This is a genomic window from Tepidimonas fonticaldi, assembly GCF_007556755.1.
GTDB classification, from domain to species: Bacteria; Pseudomonadota; Gammaproteobacteria; order Burkholderiales; family Burkholderiaceae_C; genus Tepidimonas; species Tepidimonas fonticaldi.
On record NZ_VJOO01000001.1, the window covers coordinates 16,601 to 32,993 of the forward strand.

Annotated in this window: 16 protein-coding genes and 1 other RNA gene; 11 read left to right on the plus strand and 6 right to left on the minus strand. The window is 68.4% G+C overall.

Annotated elements, in window-relative coordinates; translation table 11 throughout:
* Nucleotides 1-28: 28 nt before the first annotated feature.
* Nucleotides 29-1,513: a Ppx/GppA phosphatase family protein gene (locus Tfont_RS00080; RefSeq protein ID WP_143968000.1), complete on the minus strand. Its 1,485-nt coding sequence runs from the start codon at nucleotides 1,511-1,513 to the stop codon at nucleotides 29-31.
* Between the two features lie 141 nt (nucleotides 1,514-1,654).
* Here Tfont_RS00080 and pstS point away from each other — a divergent pair, with 141 nt between their 5' ends.
* From pstS to phoR, 7 genes are all read left to right on the plus strand, one after another.
* Nucleotides 1,655-2,692 (plus strand): phosphate ABC transporter substrate-binding protein PstS, encoded by a 1,038-nt coding sequence (pstS, locus tag Tfont_RS00085; protein WP_143968001.1) that lies wholly within the window; start codon nucleotides 1,655-1,657, stop codon nucleotides 2,690-2,692.
* A 98-nt stretch (nucleotides 2,693-2,790) separates the two neighbouring features.
* Complete coding sequence (gene pstC, locus Tfont_RS00090; protein WP_185974435.1) at nucleotides 2,791-3,774, plus strand: phosphate ABC transporter permease subunit PstC; 984 nt, start codon at nucleotides 2,791-2,793, stop codon at nucleotides 3,772-3,774.
* Nucleotide 3,775: 1 nt separating this feature from the next.
* Nucleotides 3,776-4,630, plus strand: a complete 855-nt coding sequence (gene pstA, locus Tfont_RS00095) for a phosphate ABC transporter permease PstA (RefSeq protein WP_058615584.1) — start codon at nucleotides 3,776-3,778, stop codon at nucleotides 4,628-4,630.
* Between the two features lie 40 nt (nucleotides 4,631-4,670).
* Nucleotides 4,671-5,489, plus strand: a complete 819-nt coding sequence (gene pstB / locus Tfont_RS00100; protein WP_058615634.1) for a phosphate ABC transporter ATP-binding protein PstB — start codon at nucleotides 4,671-4,673, stop codon at nucleotides 5,487-5,489.
* Nucleotides 5,489-6,190 (plus strand): phosphate signaling complex protein PhoU, encoded by a 702-nt coding sequence (gene phoU, locus Tfont_RS00105; protein WP_143968137.1) that lies wholly within the window; start codon nucleotides 5,489-5,491, stop codon nucleotides 6,188-6,190. The genes pstB and phoU overlap by 1 nt, the downstream gene beginning before the upstream one ends.
* The gene (gene phoB, locus Tfont_RS00110; protein WP_143968003.1) at nucleotides 6,187-6,906 is read left to right on the plus strand and encodes a phosphate regulon transcriptional regulator PhoB; all 720 of its coding nucleotides are present in this window, start codon (nucleotides 6,187-6,189) and stop codon (nucleotides 6,904-6,906) included. The genes phoU and phoB overlap by 4 nt, the downstream gene beginning before the upstream one ends.
* A gap of 60 nt (nucleotides 6,907-6,966) precedes the next feature.
* Nucleotides 6,967-8,286: a phosphate regulon sensor histidine kinase PhoR gene (phoR, locus tag Tfont_RS00115; RefSeq protein WP_260682208.1), complete on the plus strand. Its 1,320-nt coding sequence runs from the start codon at nucleotides 6,967-6,969 to the stop codon at nucleotides 8,284-8,286.
* A 23-nt stretch (nucleotides 8,287-8,309) separates the two neighbouring features.
* Here the strand turns inward: phoR and Tfont_RS00120 are convergent, their stop codons facing one another.
* The 5 genes from Tfont_RS00120 to ffs all read right to left on the minus strand — a co-directional run bounded on the left by Tfont_RS00120 (nucleotide 8,310) and on the right by ffs (nucleotide 12,483).
* Entirely contained in the window at nucleotides 8,310-10,010 is a 1,701-nt protein-coding gene (locus tag Tfont_RS00120; RefSeq protein ID WP_260682209.1) for a hypothetical protein, read from the minus strand.
* Between the two features lie 138 nt (nucleotides 10,011-10,148).
* Nucleotides 10,149-10,403, minus strand: coding sequence for a type B 50S ribosomal protein L31 (locus Tfont_RS00125; protein WP_068609972.1), 255 nt, complete (start codon nucleotides 10,401-10,403; stop codon nucleotides 10,149-10,151).
* A gap of 84 nt (nucleotides 10,404-10,487) precedes the next feature.
* Nucleotides 10,488-11,753, minus strand: coding sequence for a transcription termination factor Rho (rho, locus tag Tfont_RS00130; RefSeq protein WP_068609535.1), 1,266 nt, complete (start codon nucleotides 11,751-11,753; stop codon nucleotides 10,488-10,490).
* 252 nt (nucleotides 11,754-12,005) lie between these two features.
* Nucleotides 12,006-12,338, minus strand: a complete 333-nt coding sequence (trxA, locus tag Tfont_RS00135) for a thioredoxin TrxA (protein WP_068609536.1) — start codon at nucleotides 12,336-12,338, stop codon at nucleotides 12,006-12,008.
* A gap of 48 nt (nucleotides 12,339-12,386) precedes the next feature.
* An RNA gene (gene ffs / locus Tfont_RS00140) (signal recognition particle sRNA small type) lies at nucleotides 12,387-12,483 on the minus strand.
* A 34-nt stretch (nucleotides 12,484-12,517) separates the two neighbouring features.
* Here ffs and dnaX point away from each other — a divergent pair.
* The 4 genes from dnaX (at nucleotide 12,518) to Tfont_RS00160 (ending at nucleotide 16,391) form a co-directional block, all read left to right on the plus strand.
* Nucleotides 12,518-14,251 carry a DNA polymerase III subunit gamma/tau gene (gene dnaX, locus Tfont_RS00145; protein WP_143968004.1) on the plus strand — a complete coding sequence of 578 codons (1,734 nt, stop codon included), beginning with the start codon at nucleotides 12,518-12,520 and terminating at the stop codon, nucleotides 14,249-14,251.
* A gap of 26 nt (nucleotides 14,252-14,277) precedes the next feature.
* A complete protein-coding gene (locus Tfont_RS00150; protein WP_068609539.1) occupies nucleotides 14,278-14,610 on the plus strand; it encodes a YbaB/EbfC family nucleoid-associated protein in 333 nt (110 codons plus the stop codon).
* 29 nt (nucleotides 14,611-14,639) lie between these two features.
* Nucleotides 14,640-15,239 (plus strand): recombination mediator RecR, encoded by a 600-nt coding sequence (gene recR / locus Tfont_RS00155; RefSeq protein WP_068609546.1) that lies wholly within the window; start codon nucleotides 14,640-14,642, stop codon nucleotides 15,237-15,239.
* A 144-nt stretch (nucleotides 15,240-15,383) separates the two neighbouring features.
* Nucleotides 15,384-16,391 carry an ABC transporter substrate-binding protein gene (locus Tfont_RS00160; RefSeq protein ID WP_185974437.1) on the plus strand — a complete coding sequence of 336 codons (1,008 nt, stop codon included), beginning with the start codon at nucleotides 15,384-15,386 and terminating at the stop codon, nucleotides 16,389-16,391.
* Nucleotides 16,392-16,393: the final 2 nt, after the last annotated feature.

Genomic DNA, 16,393 nt, shown 5'->3' on the forward strand with positions numbered 1-16,393 from the left:
GGCAGGCGCGGTCAGCGCACCGGCTTGTTTAGCGCAGGTCCACCGTCAGACGCCACGCGGTCTTCGCCCAGGCGTCGGCTTCTTCTTGCAGCAGCCACGCGGACTGCGGGTACTGCCGGGCCCACCCGGGCACCGTGGTGAGCCGGAACTGCCGCGAGGCATACTGCAGCCGCAGTGCCGCGACGTCCGGATCTTTGCGCGCGTGGCACAGCAGCACCGCCAGGCGCAGACACAGCAGCTGCTTGATGAACAGCTCGTCGCCAAAGTGCGGCTCCAGCTTGCGCAGTTTGCCCCGCTGCCCCAGCACCAGCAGGCTCATGCGGTGCAGTTCGGGCAGCGAAAAACCCGGCGCATCCACATGGTCCAGGATGTACGCCCCATGGCGGTGGGCGCTGGTGTGGGAGATGTGTGCGCCGATTTCGTGCAACCGCGCCGCCCATGCCAGTTTTTGGGAATAGCGGCCGTTGCGCGGGTCGGGCGTGGCCACCTGCTCGAACAGGCCGGTGGCCACGCGGCGCACGCGCTCGGCCTGCGCCGTATCGACAGCAAACTTTTGCGCCAGCCAGCGCACGGTGCGCTCGCGCACGTCCGACTGGTCCGACGCCCGGTCGATCAGGTCGTACAGGGCGCCCTGGCGCAGCGCTCCTTGGGCGCGGTTGACCACGGTCCAGTCGAACAGCTCGAACAGCGCGAGCAGCACGCTCAGGCCCCCGGCCAGTACGGGGCGGCGGTCGTCTTTCAGGCCGTCCAGCCGCACCTCGTCCACGTGGCCTGCGCGCACCAGCCGGTCGGCCACCCAGTCGATCCCCTCGCGCGTGATCACCCCGGGCGCAAAGCCGGCCAACGCCAGCATGTCGGCCAGCGCCCCCGCCGTGCCGGAGGAGGCGTACACCGCGTCCCAACTCCCCGGCGCAAAGACGTCCAGCGCCTCGTCCACCACGGCCTTTGCCGCGACGACAGCCCGGCGCAACGCTGCCTCGCTCACCCGCCCGCCGGGAAAATACCGCGTCGACCACGACGCGCTGCCCAGGCCGTAGGACTCCATGCGCTGCGGGCTGTAGCCCTGGCCCAGGATCACCTCGGTCGAGCGGCCACCGATGTCCACCACCAGGCGGCGTTCGTCCGACTGCGGCAGCAGGTGCGACACGCCTTGATAAATCAGCCGCGCCTCCTCGTGGCCGGCGATGACGTCGATCGGAAAGCCCAGAATCGCCTGCGCCCGGCCCAGAAAATCGTCGCGGTTGCGCGCCTCGCGCAGCGTCTGGGTGGCCACCGCGCGCACCTGCCGGCGCTCGAACGGGCGCAACTTCTCGGCAAAGCGCGCCAGACACTCCCAGCCGCGCTCCATCGCCACCAGACTCAGCGTCTTGTGCTCGTCCAGGCCCGCGCCAAGGCGTACCGTTTCTTTCAGGTACTCGACGCGTTCGATGTGGCCGCCGTGGTAGCGGCCGATTTCCAGGCGAAAGCTGTTCGAGCCGAGGTCCAGCGCGGCCAGCAGGGTTCCGTCTTGCATGCAGGGCTTCCAGTCGTCGGCCTGCAGCATACCAAACCCCCGTGACGGCGCCGCGGTGCCGCGCCGCACGGATGTCACAGAACCGTCACAAAGCGTCACTACAGTCCCGATCGTGTTGATGCACACCACGAAAGGATCCGCATGAAACGCCAATTTCTCAAGACCGTCGCCGCCGCTGCCGTCGCCTCCGTCACCCTGGGTTGGGGCGCCGTCGCCATGGCCGCCGACATCACCGGCGCGGGCGCGACCTTCCCGTTCCCGATCTACGCCAAGTGGGCCGAGGAGTACAAGAAGGCCACCGGCACCGGCCTGAACTACCAGTCCATCGGGTCCTCGGGCGGCATCCGCCAGATCCGCGCCAAGACCGTGGCCTTCGGCGCCACCGACGCCCCGGTGCCGGGCAACGAGCTGGAGCGCGACGGCATGGTGCAGTTCCCCGCCATCATCGGCGGCACGGTGCCCGTGTTCAACCTGGACGGCTTCGGCAAGGGTGAGCTGCGCATCACCGGCCCCGTGCTGGCCGAGATGTTTATGGGCAAGATCAGCAAGTGGAACGATCCGAAGATCGCCGCGCTGAACCCGGGCAAGAAGCTGCCCGACCAGGCCATCACCGTCGTTCACCGTGCCGACGGCTCGGGGACCACCTTCAACTGGACCGATTACCTGAGCGCGGTCAGCAAGGAATGGGCCGACACCGTGGGTAAGGGCGCCGCCGTCAAGTGGCCGGCACCGACCTCCGTGGGCGGCAAGGGCAACGAAGGCGTGGCGGCCAACGTCTCGCGCATCAAGGGCTCGATCGGCTATGTCGAGTACGCCTATGCCAAGAAGAACAACATCCCCGTGATGCAGTTGCAGAACCGCAACGGCAAGTTCGTCATGCCCGACGATGCGACCTTCGCCGCCGCCGCGGCCGGCGCCGACTGGTTCAGCGTCCCCGGCATGGGCATCTCCCTGGTCAACCAGCCCGGCGACAACGCCTATCCGGTGGTCACGGCGTCCTTCATCCTGATGTACAAGGAGCCGACCAACAAGGCCGAGAGCGCCGAGGTGCTCAAGTTCTTCGACTGGGCCTTCAAGAACGGCAAGCAGATGGCGCTGGACCTGGACTACGTGCCGCTGCCCGACAAGCTGACCGCCGAGATCCGCAGCAAGGTCTGGTCACAGATCAACAACAAGTGATCCGCTGAGACCCGTGCGCCCGTCGGCGGCTTGTGAGCGCCGACGGGTTTTTGTTGGATATTCTCCGGAGCCTCAGGTCGATGAACGTGGACATTCCCATGACCCACCCCACCGAAGCCCCCGATGCCGCCGATGCGTCCCGCGTGACGGCGATCGCCCGCCGCCAGCGGCTGCAGGATGTCGTCTTCCATCGGCTGACGCAGGCGTTTTCCCTGCTGGTGTTGCTGGCGTTGCTGGGCATCATCGTCTCGCTGTTCATCAACGCCTGGCCCGCATTCCAGAAGTTCGGCATCCGCTTCCTGTGGTACGTGGAGTGGGACATCGTCAACGAGGAGTTCGGGGCTGCGATCGCCATCGTCGGCACGCTGATCAGCGCGGGCATCGCGCTGCTGCTGGCCGTGCCGCTGGCCTTTGGTATTGCGCTGTTCCTGACCGAGACCTGTCCGCTCTGGCTGCGCCGGCCGCTGGGCACCGCCGTGGAGCTGCTGGCCGCCGTGCCCTCCATCATCTACGGCATGTTCGGCCTGTTCGTGTTCGCGCCCCTGTTCGCGGACTATGTGCAGGTGCCGCTGCAAAGCCTGCTCGGCGGCATGCCCCTGATCGGCTGGCTGTTCGGCGGTGCGCCCACGGGTCTGGGCATCCTGGCCGCGGGGATCATCCTGGCCTTCATGATCCTTCCGTTCATCGCGGCGGTCATGCGCGACGTGTTCGAGATCGTGCCCGGGATTCTGCGCGAGTCGGCCTACGGCCTGGGCTGCACGACCTGGGAGGTGGTGCGCCGTATCGTGCTGCCCTACACGCAAAAGGGCGTGATCGGCGGCGTCATGCTGGGTCTGGGGCGCGCGCTGGGCGAGACGATGGCCGTGACCTTCGTCATCGGCAACGCCAACCGCATGCCCACGTCGCTGTTTTCGCCCGGCACGTCGATTGCGTCCACGCTGGCCAACGAATTTGCCGAAGCGGCCGACTTTCACCTCTCGGCGCTGTTTGCGCTGGGGCTGCTGTTGTTCCTCATCACCTTCGTGGTCTTGGCACTGGCCAAGCTCATGATTTTGCGCGCCGAAAAGGCCAAGGGGCTCTGACATGGCGATCGACGACCGACTCTACGCCCGGCGCCGGCTGTCCAACGCCGTCGGCCTGACCCTGTCGATGGCCGCGATGGCCCTGGGCCTGGCGGTGTTGCTGTGGATTCTGTATGTGCTGTTTTCCAACGGCATCGCGGCCATCGACGGCAACATCTTCACCAAGGACACGCCGGCCCCCGGCACCGAAGGCGGTGGCCTGCGCAACGCCATCGTCGGCAGTCTGATGATCGTCGGCCTGACGGTGCTGGTTTCCACGCCGATCGGCATTCTGGCGGGGGTCTATCTGGCGGAGTACGGCGACACCAGCCGCACCGCGTCGCTGACGCGCTTCGTCACCGACATCATGCTGTCGGCCCCGTCCATCGTGCTGGGTCTGTTCGTCTATGCCATCGCGGTGGCGACGGTGGGCAACTTCTCGGGCTATGCGGGCAGCCTGGCGCTGTCGCTGATCGCCGTGCCGGTGGTGGTGCGCACCACCGAGAACATGCTGCGGCTGGTGCCCGGCAGCCTGCGCGAGGCGGCATTCGCCCTAGGCGCGCCGCGCTGGAAGGTGGCGACGATGGTGACGCTGCGCGCGGCCCGCAGTGGCGTCATCACCGGGGTGTTGCTGGCCGTGGCCCGCATCAGCGGCGAGACGGCGCCGCTGCTGTTCACGGCGCTCAACAACCAGTTCTTCAACACCGACATGGGCAAGCCCATGGCCAACCTGCCGGTGGTCATCTTCCAGTTCGCCATGAGCCCGTATGACAACTGGATCCGCCTGGCGTGGGGCGGGGCGCTGCTGATCACGCTCGCCGTGCTGCTGCTCAACATCCTGGCGCGCGTCTACTTCCGCGAGCGTGCGCCCAAGTGACCCGATGATCCATTCGCAGGATACGCAGGAACATTCCACCATGACCGCCTCCATTTCCACCGCAGCGGCACTCGGCGAGAACCGGGCGGCCTCGGCCGCGCCCGAGCGCAACGCGATCGAGATCCGCAACCTCAATTTCTATTACGGCCAGTTCCAGGGGCTCAAGAACGTCTCGCTGGACATCCCCGAGCGCCGCGTGACGGCCTTCATCGGCCCCTCGGGCTGCGGCAAGTCCACGCTGTTGCGCACCCTCAACCGCATGTACAGCCTGTACCCGGGGCAACGTGCCGAGGGCGAAATCCGCTTCGACGGCCGCAACATCCTCGACCCCGGCACGGACCTGAACCTGCTGCGCGCGCGCATCGGCATGGTGTTCCAGAAGCCCACGCCGTTTCCGATGACGATTTACGAGAACATCGCCTTCGGCGTGCGCCTGTACGAAAAGCTGTCCAAGTCCGACATGGACGATCGCGTCGAGTGGGCGCTGACCAAGGCGGCCCTGTGGAACGAGGTCAAGGACAAGCTGCACCAAAACGGCATGTCGCTGTCGGGCGGCCAGCAGCAGCGTCTGTGCATCGCGCGCAGCGTGGCGGTCAAGCCCTCGGTGGTGCTGCTCGACGAGCCGACCTCGGCGCTGGACCCCATCTCCACCGGCAAGATCGAAGAGCTGATCCACGAGCTCAAGACCGAGTACACGATCGCCATCGTCACCCACAACATGCAGCAGGCCGCGCGCTGCAGCGACTACACCGCCTACATGTATCTGGGCGAGTTGATCGAGTTTGGCGAGACGGAGCAAATCTTCGTCAAGCCCAAGCGCACGGAAACCGAGGACTACATCACCGGGAGGTTCGGCTGATCATGGAAAAACACCTGTCCAGCCAGTTCGACGAGGAACTCAACCGCATCTCGACCCGCGTGCTCGAGATGGGGGGCGTGGTGGAGTCGCAGCTTCGCCATGCCATCTATGCCCTCTATCAGCTCGACCTGCCGGCCACGCAGCAGGTGCTGGAGCTGGAGGAGCGCGTCAACCGGCTCGAGGTCGAGATCGACCGCGACATCACCTCGGTGATGAGCCGGCGCCAGCCCACCGCGCGCGATCTGCGCCTGCTGGTGGGCGTCTCGCGCGTCATCGTCAACCTGGAGCGCGCTGGCGACGAGGCCGCGCGCATCGCACGCCTGACCAAGGACTTCATCGACGCCGGTGCCCCGCGCGCGCTGCCCATCGACGATCTGGTCAACGCCGCCAAGATGGCGGCCGAGTCGATTCGCGCCACGCTCGACGCCTTTGCCCGGCTGGATGTGCAGGCGGCGATCAAGGTCATCGACGAGGACAACCGCCTCGACGTGGTGTACGAGGGCTTCGTGCGCAAGCTGATCACCTACATGATGGAAGACCCGCGCATGATCACCCCGTGTCTGGGGCTGATGTTCCTGGCCAAGGCGGTCGAGCGCGTGGGCGACCACGCGAAGAACATCGCCGAGGCCGCGGTCTATGTGGCCATGGGCAAGGACATCCGGCACGCCACGCCGGCCGAGCGCGAATCTGCCATCAAATGAGAAAGCTGCCCCGTGTTCTGGTGGTCGAGGACGAGCCCTCGATCGCCGAGTTGATTGCGGTGAACCTGCGGCACAACGGGTTCGCGCCCATCGTCGTGTTCGACGCGGACGCCGCGCAGCGCGAGGTCGATGCCGTGCTGCCGGACGTCATCCTGCTGGACTGGATGCTGCCGGGCCAGAGCGGGGTGCAACTGGCCCGGCAGTGGCGCGCCCACGAGCGCTCCAAGGCGGTGCCCATCATTATGCTCACCGCCCGCTCCGAGGAGTCCGACAAGGTCCAGGGGCTGGATGCCGGCGCCGATGACTACATCACCAAGCCCTTTTCCACGCAGGAGCTGCTCGCGCGCATCCGCGCGGTGCTGCGCCGCCGCGCGCCGGAAGCGGTCAACGACACCGTGCAGGCGGGCGGGCTGATGCTGGACGCCGCCGCCCACCGCGTGTCCTTCGAAGGGCGGGGGCTCAAACTCGGGCCCACCGAGTTTCGCCTGTTGCATTTCCTGATGAAGCACCCCGAGCGGGTCCACACGCGGGCCGCGCTGCTCGACCGCATTTGGGGTGACCATGTGTTTATCGAGGAGCGCACGGTGGATGTGCACATCAAGCGTCTGCGCGAGGCGCTCGGGGTGGCCGGCGCGCTGATCGAGACGGTGCGCGGGGCGGGCTATCGCTTCTCGCCGCGCGCGCTGGAATCGGTCGCCGACGCCCGCTCGGCGTGATGCCGCCGCGCCATCGTCCGGTCCCCGGTGCAGGGGCTTCGCTATGATGGCGCGGCGATGATGCGACGCTCGTTAGAACTGACCGGCCTGGTGGCCGCAGGGGGTGGCTTGGCGCTCCTGTGGTCCGATGGGCCGGGTTGGGGCGTGCTGGGCGCCCTGGCGGGCGCGCTGGTGTGGCTGGCCGTGGACAACTGGCGCGCGCGCCGGGTGCTGGCGTGGTTGCGCGAGCCCTCCGCCGCGCGGCTGCCCGCCGTCGGCTCGGTGTGGGGGGAGGTCGTAGACCGCTCCCGGCGCGCCTTCAAGGTGTTGAACCGCAAGGCGCGCAAAAGCAATGCGCGGTTGCAGGAGCTGCTGGCGGCCATGCAGGCCTCGCCCAACGGGGTCGTGCTGTTGGGCAAGGAAGGCACCATCGAGTGGTGCAATCTGATGGCGGGCGAGCATCTGGGCTTCGACGCCAAGCGCGATCTGGGCCAGCGCATCCGCAACCTGGTCCGCGATCCGGCCTTCATCGCCTATCTCAACCAGCGCGACTTCAGCCAGCCGGTGGAGATCGACGGCCGCAATGCCCGCCCCGGTCATCCGCAGCACATCGCGATCCAGATCTTCCCCTACGCCAAAGGGCGCCGCCTGCTGCTCACGCGCGACGTCACCACGATCGAACTGGCCGAGGCGATGCGGCGCGATTTCGTGGCCAATGTCTCGCACGAGATCCGCAGCCCGCTGACGGTGATCGCCGGCTTTATCGAGACCCTGCAAACCCTGCCGCTGCAAGAGGCCGAGCGCGCGCACTTTCTGGAGCTGATGCGGCAGCAGGCGCAGCGCATGCAAACGCTGGTGGACGATTTGCTCACCCTGTCGCGGCTGGAGGGCAGTCCCATCCCCGACGATTCGCAATGGGTGGCAGCCGCCGATTTGCTGACCGAGGCGGGCACCCAGGCCCAGGCGCTGGCCGATGTGCTGCACGCCGGCCAGCAGACGCTCGTGCTGCAGACCGGCCCGGCGCTGGAGGTGGCCGGAGCACGCGGCGAGCTGCTCAGCGCCATCGGCAATCTGCTGACCAATGCCGTGCGCTACACCCCGGCGCAGGGCCGTGTCGAGGCGGGCTGGCGGCTGTTGGCGGACGACGAGGTCGAGTTCTACGTCACGGACACCGGCCCCGGCATCGCGCCGGAGCATCTGCCCCGGTTGACGGAGCGCTTCTATCGCGTGGACCGCAGCCGCTCGCGCGACAGCGGCGGGACCGGGCTGGGGCTGGCGATCGTCAAGCACGTGGCCCAGCGGCACGGCGGCCAGTTGCTCATCGAGAGCACGCTGGGGGTCGGCTCGACGTTCCGGCTGCGCCTGCCACCGGCGCGCGTGCTCGTCCGCGAGCGGGCTTGAGTCCACCCCAACCGGCCTGAGCGTCAGCGGCGCTCGAACACCAGCCACTTTTCGCGGTTTTCGCGCAGGCGCGGGACTTCGGTGCGCAGTTGCCAGCCGGACAGATCTTCGCTGCGGGCCAGACCCGGAAAGTCCGCGGGCGAGGCCACCAGCCAGCGGCAGCGTGGCGCGTCCGCTTGCCCGATGCGCCGCACCGTCAGACCGCCGTGGTGCTGCAGCCCGGCGATGCGCGCGGCATCCAGCCCGTGCACCAGCACACAATCGCCGGGCGCCACCAGCGCGGCGATCCGCCGTGACACCGGGGCCTGCCCCAGGCCGTAGTTCAGCAGCGGCAGCCACAGGGTCATGAGCAGCACCCAGTTCAGGGTCAGGCCCGATGCCGACAGCACCACCCCTTTCCACAGCGCCGGCGCATAGCGCCCCAAGCGCCACGCCACCAAGCCAACCCAGGCCACCGTGGCGACCAGCGCCGGCAGCAGCAGCCACCCGTCGAGCACGGGCTCGAACCCCGGGACTGCGCGGGCAATGTTGGCCGCGGGTTTGGGCGGGACACCGGTTTGCATCGCGATCCAGATCAGCCAGACGAGGACCGCCGCCCCGGTAAAAAACAGCACCGCAAACCAGTCGATCAGGGCGCTGACGCTGCGCCGCAGGGTTGGCAGGGCAAACGCCGCCAGCGCCGCCAGCGGCGGCAGCGCCAACAGCAGGGTGCGATCGTCGCCACCGTTCAAAAAGGTCATGCCCAGCACCAGCGCCACCACCGTCGCAGGCCAGCCGATGTGCGGCGCACGCCAGCGGCCGCGCCAGCGCCACAGCGTCCAGAGCGCAAAGGCCGCTGCCGGCCACAGAAACCACGCAAGCAGCCGCCCCAGCCCCTGCCATGCCGCGAGCGTGGACCAGCCCCCCCAACGCAGGGGGATGAGCTCGGCCGTTTGACCGGCCGCTGCGCCGAGCGCAAACGCCACGCCGGCCGCGCACAGGCTGCCCAATGCCGCGATCCCCCAGACCCTGGGGGGGCGCCCGCAGCGCCACCACCACCACACGCCCGCCGCCGAGACCGCCAGCATGGGCACGGGGCCGCCCGACAACGCCCATCCCCAGGCGCCCGCCCACCACAGCGCCAAGTTGGGCCAGACGGCGGGTCGTGTGGCGTCGGACGGGGAGCGCAGTCCCAGCGCCACCGCATAAAACACCAGCGTGGCAAACCCCAGTTGCGCCGCCGTCGGGGTGGCCTCGTGCGACAGCATGGCCAAACCCAGCGTGGCCACCAGAACGAGCAGGGCACCGTCAGCGAGGGCGCGCGCGTAGTCCGCCGGCCGGGCTTCGCCGCCAAAAGCCAGGCTCAGCGGTTGCGCGGCGGGCTCGCGTGCCAAGTGGTAGGTGGCATACCACGTGGCCGCCAGCGTCAGGCCCAGCAATCCCGCGAAGGGCACGCGAACGGCCAGCTCGGCCGGCAGGGGCAGGGTGCCCAGGGCCAGCGCGCCCAGCCAGTAGGGCAGCCATGCGAGCGTCTCCGCGGGCTGGCCCAGCACCTGGGGCGTCCACCACGGCCCGCCATGGTGCATGTCCAGCATCACGGCAAAGGCGGCCAGATCCTCCGTACGCCACGGGTCCCGTCCCAGAAAGCCGGGCAGGACGTAGGCGGCGATCAACAGCCACGGCACCCAGCGGGGCAGACGGCGGGCGGCATTCGCGGTGACGAGGGCGGGATTGGGGCGCAGCACGGCAGGGGCGGGGCGGCGGGGGCGAGAGCGTCAATGGGGCGCTAGCCTACACGAGCCGGACAACAAAAAAGCAGCCGCAGGGCTGCTTTCGTGCAGGGGACTCGGCCGCGCGGGGCTGCGGCCGACGACCACAAAGGCTTACTTGCCGACGCGCGCGTAGCGGTTGCGGAACTTCTCGACACGGCCACCCATGGTGTCCACGCTCTTTTGCGTGCCCGTGTAGAAGGGATGCGACTCACTCGACGTTTCCAGCTTGAATAGCGGCAGCTCCCGGCCGTCGTCGAGCTTGATGGTCTCTTTGGTCGGCGCGCACGAGCGGATGATGAACTGGTTGCCGTTGGACAGGTCGACGAAGCACACGTCGCGGTAGTTCGGGTGGATGCCTTCTTTCATGATCGCTTCCTGCTGCAGTAGCCACGACCGGCCCATCCGGCGCACTTGCTGCAAAGCTTCGCATTATACGGCGGACGGCCGCGTTCAACCGCCGCGGCGCATCAGCTCGAAGAACTCCTGGTTGTTCTTCGTCTGCTTCATGCTCTTGAGCACCATCTCCATCGCCTCGATCTCGTCCATGTTGTAGAAGAACTGGCGCAGGATGCGGGTCTTCTGCAGGATCTCCGGCGGCAGCAGCAGTTCCTCGCGCCGCGTGCCGCTGCGGCTGAGCTGGATCGAGGGGAAGACGCGCTTTTCGTACAGGCGGCGGTCCAGGTGCAGTTCGCTGTTGCCGGTGCCCTTGAACTCTTCAAAAATCACTTCGTCCATGCGGCTGCCGGTGTCCACCAGCGCGGTGGCGATGATGGTGAGGCTGCCGCCTTCCTCGACGTTGCGCGCGGCACCGAAGAAGCGCTTGGGCCGCTGCAGCGCGTTGGCGTCCACGCCGCCGGTCAGCACCTTGCCGCTGGAAGGCAGCACGTTGTTGTAGGCGCGCGCCAGCCGGGTGATGGAGTCCAGCAGGATCACCACGTCCTTCTTCAGCTCCACCAGCCGCTTGGCGCGCTCGATCACCATTTCGGCCACGTGCACATGGCGCGCCGCCGGCTCGTCGAAGGTGGAGGCGATGACCTCGCCGCGCACGGTGCGCTGCATCTCGGTCACTTCTTCGGGGCGCTCGTCCACCAGCAGCACCATCAGCGTCACTTCGGGGTAGTTGGCCGTGATGGCGTGCGCCATGTGCTGCATCATGACGGTCTTGCCGCTCTTGGGCGGCGCGACGATTAGCGCGCGCTGGCCCTTGCCGATCGGCGCGATGATGTCGATGATGCGGCCGGTGATGTTTTCCTCGCTCTTGAGCCCCTCACGCTCCAGCTTCATCTGTTCCTTGGGGAACAGCGGCGTGAGGTTCTCGAACATGATCTTGTGCTTGTTCTGCTCCGGCGGCAGCCCGTTGATCTTGTCGAGCTTGTTGAGGGCGAAGTAGCGCTCGCCATCCTTGGGGATGCGCACATCACCCTCGATCATGTCGCCGGTGTGCAGGTTGAAGCGGCGGATCTGGCTGGGCGAGATGTAGATGTCGTCGGTGCTGGCGGTGTAGCTGGCACTCGGGTCGCGCAGGAAGCCGAAACCGTCGGGCAGCACCTCCAGCACGCCGTCGGCGAACACCTGCTCACCGGCCTTGGCGCGCCGTTTGATGATGGCAAACATCAGCTCCTGTTTGCGCATGCGGCCCGTGTTCTCGATCTCGAGCGCCTCGGCCATCTTGAGCAGCTCCGAGACGTGCAGGGCCTTCAGTTCGTTCAGGTGCATGGGGGTCAACTCCGGATGGGGAGTGCGTTGTCGGCGAGCCGCCGCGGGGGCGGGTGCCTAAGGCAAGAGAGGATCACGAGGGGCCGACGGTGCCGGCATCTGGATGGGTTGCTGTGGTGGGTCGATCTGACGACCGCAGCGCGGCAGCGAGAGGTACGCTGCCGTATCAGCGCATATTATGACATTACCGCCGGCCAACAGACCGGCAGGTAGGCCGAGGCCGTGCGCGAGGCGCCGGCCGGCAAACGGCTATCAGGCCAGGTAGGGCTCGACGAAGGCGGTGAGTTGCGCCTTGCTCAGTGCGCCCACCTTGGTGGCGGCCAATTGGCCGTCCTTGAACAGCATCAGCGTGGGGATGCCGCGGATGCCGTACTGCGCGGGGATGGCCCGGTTCTCGTCCACGTTGACTTTGGCGATTTGCAGCTTGCCTTGGTAGGCGCCGGCCACTTCGTCCAGGATGGGGGCGATCATGCGGCACGGCCCGCACCACTCGGCCCAGAAGTCGACCAGCACCGGCGTCGCCGACTTGAGCACGTCGGCTTCGAAGGTGGCATCGGTCACGTGTTTGATCAGGTCGCTCGCCATGGTGGATGGGCCTCGGGTCGTCTTGTTCGCGTCAACGGAGAAATCGGGGGTGACGAGCCTTGACCCCGGCACTGGCTACACGGTTAGGGCTGCTTGGTTCCCCACCTGACCCGGTTGGCCGCTTCACCATGCGGGAAGGCCCGTCACCCCGCATTGTATGCGACCGCTAGAATCCCCGCATGTCGTATCTGGTCCTGGCCCGCAAGTACCGCCCCAAGACATTTGCCGAGATGGTGGGGCAGGAGCACGTGGTGCAGGCCCTGGGCAATGCGCTGCGCGCGCGGCGGCTGCACCACGCCTACCTGTTCACGGGCACGCGCGGGGTGGGCAAGACCACGGTCTCCCGCATCCTGGCCAAGTCGCTCAACTGCACGGGCCCGGACGGGCAGGGCGACATCACCGACGCGCCGTGTGGCGTGTGCGACGCCTGCCGCGAGATCGACGCGGGCCGCTTCGTGGACTACACGGAGCTGGACGCCGCCTCCAACCGCGGCGTCGACGAGGTGCAGACGCTGCTGGAGCAGGCGGTCTACAAGCCGGTGCAGGGGCGCTTCAAGGTCTTCATGATCGACGAAGTGCACATGCTGACCAACACCGCCTTCAACGCCATGTTGAAGACGCTGGAGGAGCCGCCGGAGTACCTCAAGTTCGTGCTGGCCACCACCGACCCGCAGAAGGTGCCGGTGACGGTGCTGAGCCGCTGCCTGCAGTTCAACCTGCGGCCGATGGCGCCGGCCACCGTCGCCGAGCATCTGCAGCGCGTGCTGGCAGTGGAAGGCATCGCCGCGGACGCGCAGGCCGTGCGCCTGCTCTCGCGCGCCGCGCACGGATCGATGCGCGACGCCTTGAGCCTGACGGATCAGGCCATTGCATTCGGCGGCGGCCGCCTGGACGAAGCCGGAGTACGCCAGATGCTCGGCGTGGTGGACCGCGACCCCGTGTATGGGTTGCTGGAGGCGCTGGCGGCCCGCGACGCGCGCACACTGGTGGCCGCCGTGGAGGACATGCGCCGCAACGGCGTGGCACCCGCCGCGACGCTCGAGGAACTGGTTGCCGCGCTGCAGCGCATGGCGGTGCTGCAATGGACGGGTACGGCGGGGGCCGATGAGCCGCCCGAGCCGCGGCTGGCAGCCCTGGCATCGGCGCTGTCCCCCGATATCACGCAATTGCTCTACAGCCTGTGCCTGCACGGGCGCGGCGAATTGGGTCTGGCCCCCGACGAATATGCCGCGCTGACCATGGTGTTGCTGCGGGCGCTCACCTTTTGGGGCGATGGGCCGAGCGGACAGAGCGCCGGGCAGCTCCCCGCGGGTGTCGAAGGTGCCGTGGCCGTGGCAGCCCCGGCCGTACCGGAAAAAAAAACGCCGGAGAGTCCGCCCCCTCCGCCTGAACCGCCTCAACCGCAGCCATCGCCCCAACCGGCATCGCCACCACCAGCGGGGCCGCCACCGGATACGACCATACCGCCCCCTGTGGCAAGCGATGGCGAGGCGACACCCGATGGGTCGCTCGGCGACGAATGGGCGCGTGTGGTCGAGGCGTTGGAGGCGGCCGGGCGCGTACAGGCCCTGGCGCGCGAGCTGGCGCTGCAGGCCGAGCTGATCGAGCGCCGTGCCGAGGGGTGGCGCTTGCGCGTGCCGCGCACCACCCTGGCCCAGGACACCCCGCGCGAGCGCCTGCGCGCCGCCCTGGTCGAGCATCTGGGGGTGGGGGAGGACTGGCGCCTGGTCGTGGAGGTGGGGCCGGCCCCCGACTCCCCGGCCGAACGGCGGGCGGCGGCCCGCCGTGCCCGACAGGCGGCGGCCGAGGCCGCCATTCTGTCCGACCCCTTCGTCCAGGCCATGATGCACGAGTACGGGGCCACCATCGTCCCTGGTAGCATCCAGCCCGTCGACGGCGCTGCCGCCGTCTGAATCCGCATTCACGAAAGTCGCCAACCATGTTCAACAAAGGACAACTCGCGGGCCTGATGAAGCAGGCCCAGGCCATGCAGGACAACCTCAAGCGCGCGCAGGAGGAGCTGGCCCAAATGGAGGTCACCGGCGAATCCGGCGCGGGGTTGGTCAAAGTGGTCATGACGGGCAAGCACGACGTCAAGCGCGTGACCATCGACCCCAGCCTGCTGGCCGACGACAAGGACATGCTCGAAGATCTGGTGGCGGCCGCCTTCAACGCCGCCGTGCGCAAGGTCGAAGAGACCACGCAGGAGCGCATGGCCAAAGTGACGGCCGGCATGCCGGGGCTGCCCGGCGGCATGAAGTTCCCGTTCTGACGGCGCCATTGGTTCGGCCCCCGTCCCCCATGGCCCCGTCGGCCTCGCGGCGGCTCGATCGGCTCGTGCAGGCGCTGCAACGTCTGCCCGGCGTGGGGGCGCGGTCGGCCTCCCGCATGGCGTACCACCTGCTGCAGCACGACCGCGACGGGGCGCTGCAACTGGCGCAGGCGCTGCAGGCAGCGGCCGAAGGCATCCGGCACTGTGCGCTGTGCCACACCTTTTCGGAAGAGGAGGTGTGTCCCACCTGCGCCGATCCGTCCCGTGACACCGGTCTGCTCTGCGTGGTGGAGACGCCCGCCGACCAGGCGGCGCTGGAGCGCACCGGGGCCTATCGCGGCCGCTATTTCGTGTTGATGGGGCGGCTCAGCCCGTTGGACGGCATCGGCCCCGACCACATCGGTGTGCGTCCGCTGCTGGAACGCCTCCAGGCGCAGCCGCCGGTTCGCGAGGTGATCCTGGCCACCAACTTCACCGCCGAAGGCGAGGCCACCGCCCATGTCGTGGGGGAACTGGCGCGGGCCCTGGGCCTGAAGGCCACGCGGCTGGCGCGCGGGGTGCCCGTCGGCAGCGAGCTGGAGTACGTGGACCTGGGCACCATCGCCCACGCGCTGGCCGATCGGCGCTGATACGCTGATACGAACGCCGGATACGAACGCCGTGTTGGGCGTCTTCCGGGTCTTCCCGCATGGGGCAGATCCCGATGGCTGCCGCGCATGGGGCGACGTACGCTGTCGCCAACGGCCCGCACGGGCGGTGACAAGGCGACGGGGATGGACAGGCGGCGGTGCTTGCGCATGGGGGCGATGACGGCGGTGGTCGCTGCCGCCGCGGTGCGCGTGCGGGCGGCGTCGCTGCGTCCGGTCACGATCCAGTGGCAGACCGACGCTCCCCTGAAAGTCCTGCCGGTTCGGCTGGCGGAGCGCCTGGGATACTTCGCCGCCGAGGGCGTGCCGGTGGCGTTCGAGCCGTGGAGCGAGCGGCCGCCGCAGACGCTGCCTGGGGCGCGCCCGCCCGTGCGGGTGAGCGCGGGGGGCTTCGACACCGTGCTGCGGCAGCATCTGCAAGGACAGTCGGAGCTGGTGTTTCTGACCCTGGCGCGGACACCGCAAATGGGCTTTGGCCTGCGGCACCCGTTGCGGGCCGGCGCGGAGTTGTCCCTGCAACTGCAGGATGCCCGCATCGGAGTGCCGCAGACGAGCCGTCTGGCCCAACGGATCGCGTGGTTGGTGGTGCAGGCCCATGGGGCCCAGCCGCGTGCCACCCAGTTCCTCGCCCTGCCCACGGCGCAGCAGACGCAGGCCGCGTTTCTGCTCGGCGAGGTGGATGCCGTCTGCGTGGGCGACCCGCTGTTGACGGGCCTGCAACGCCGGGGGGCCATCCGGGTCGTCACGGACACCCGCCACCTGAGCGAGAGCCTGCGCCTGCTCGGCGGCCCTGTGCTCTGTGCGGGGCTGAGCACCCCCGCAGCCGTGGTGGAATCGCACGCGGCCGAATTGCAGGCCGTTGCCCGTGCCGTGCAGCGGGCGCTGCGCTGGTTGCAGACGGCCGGGCCGATGGACTTGGCCCCCCATGCCGACCTTGCCGGGTTTGCCGGCGACCCGGGGGCTTTTCTGTCTGTCATCATGCACACGCGGGAGTCGTTCGCCGTGGACGCCGCGGTGGACGAGCGCGCCATCCACAACGTGTTGCGGGTCTTGCGTTCGCTGCCGCAGGGGCACCAGTACGACGGCGTGGAGCCGGCGCGCCTCTACACCGCTCGGGTGGTCACCGCGCTTTGAAA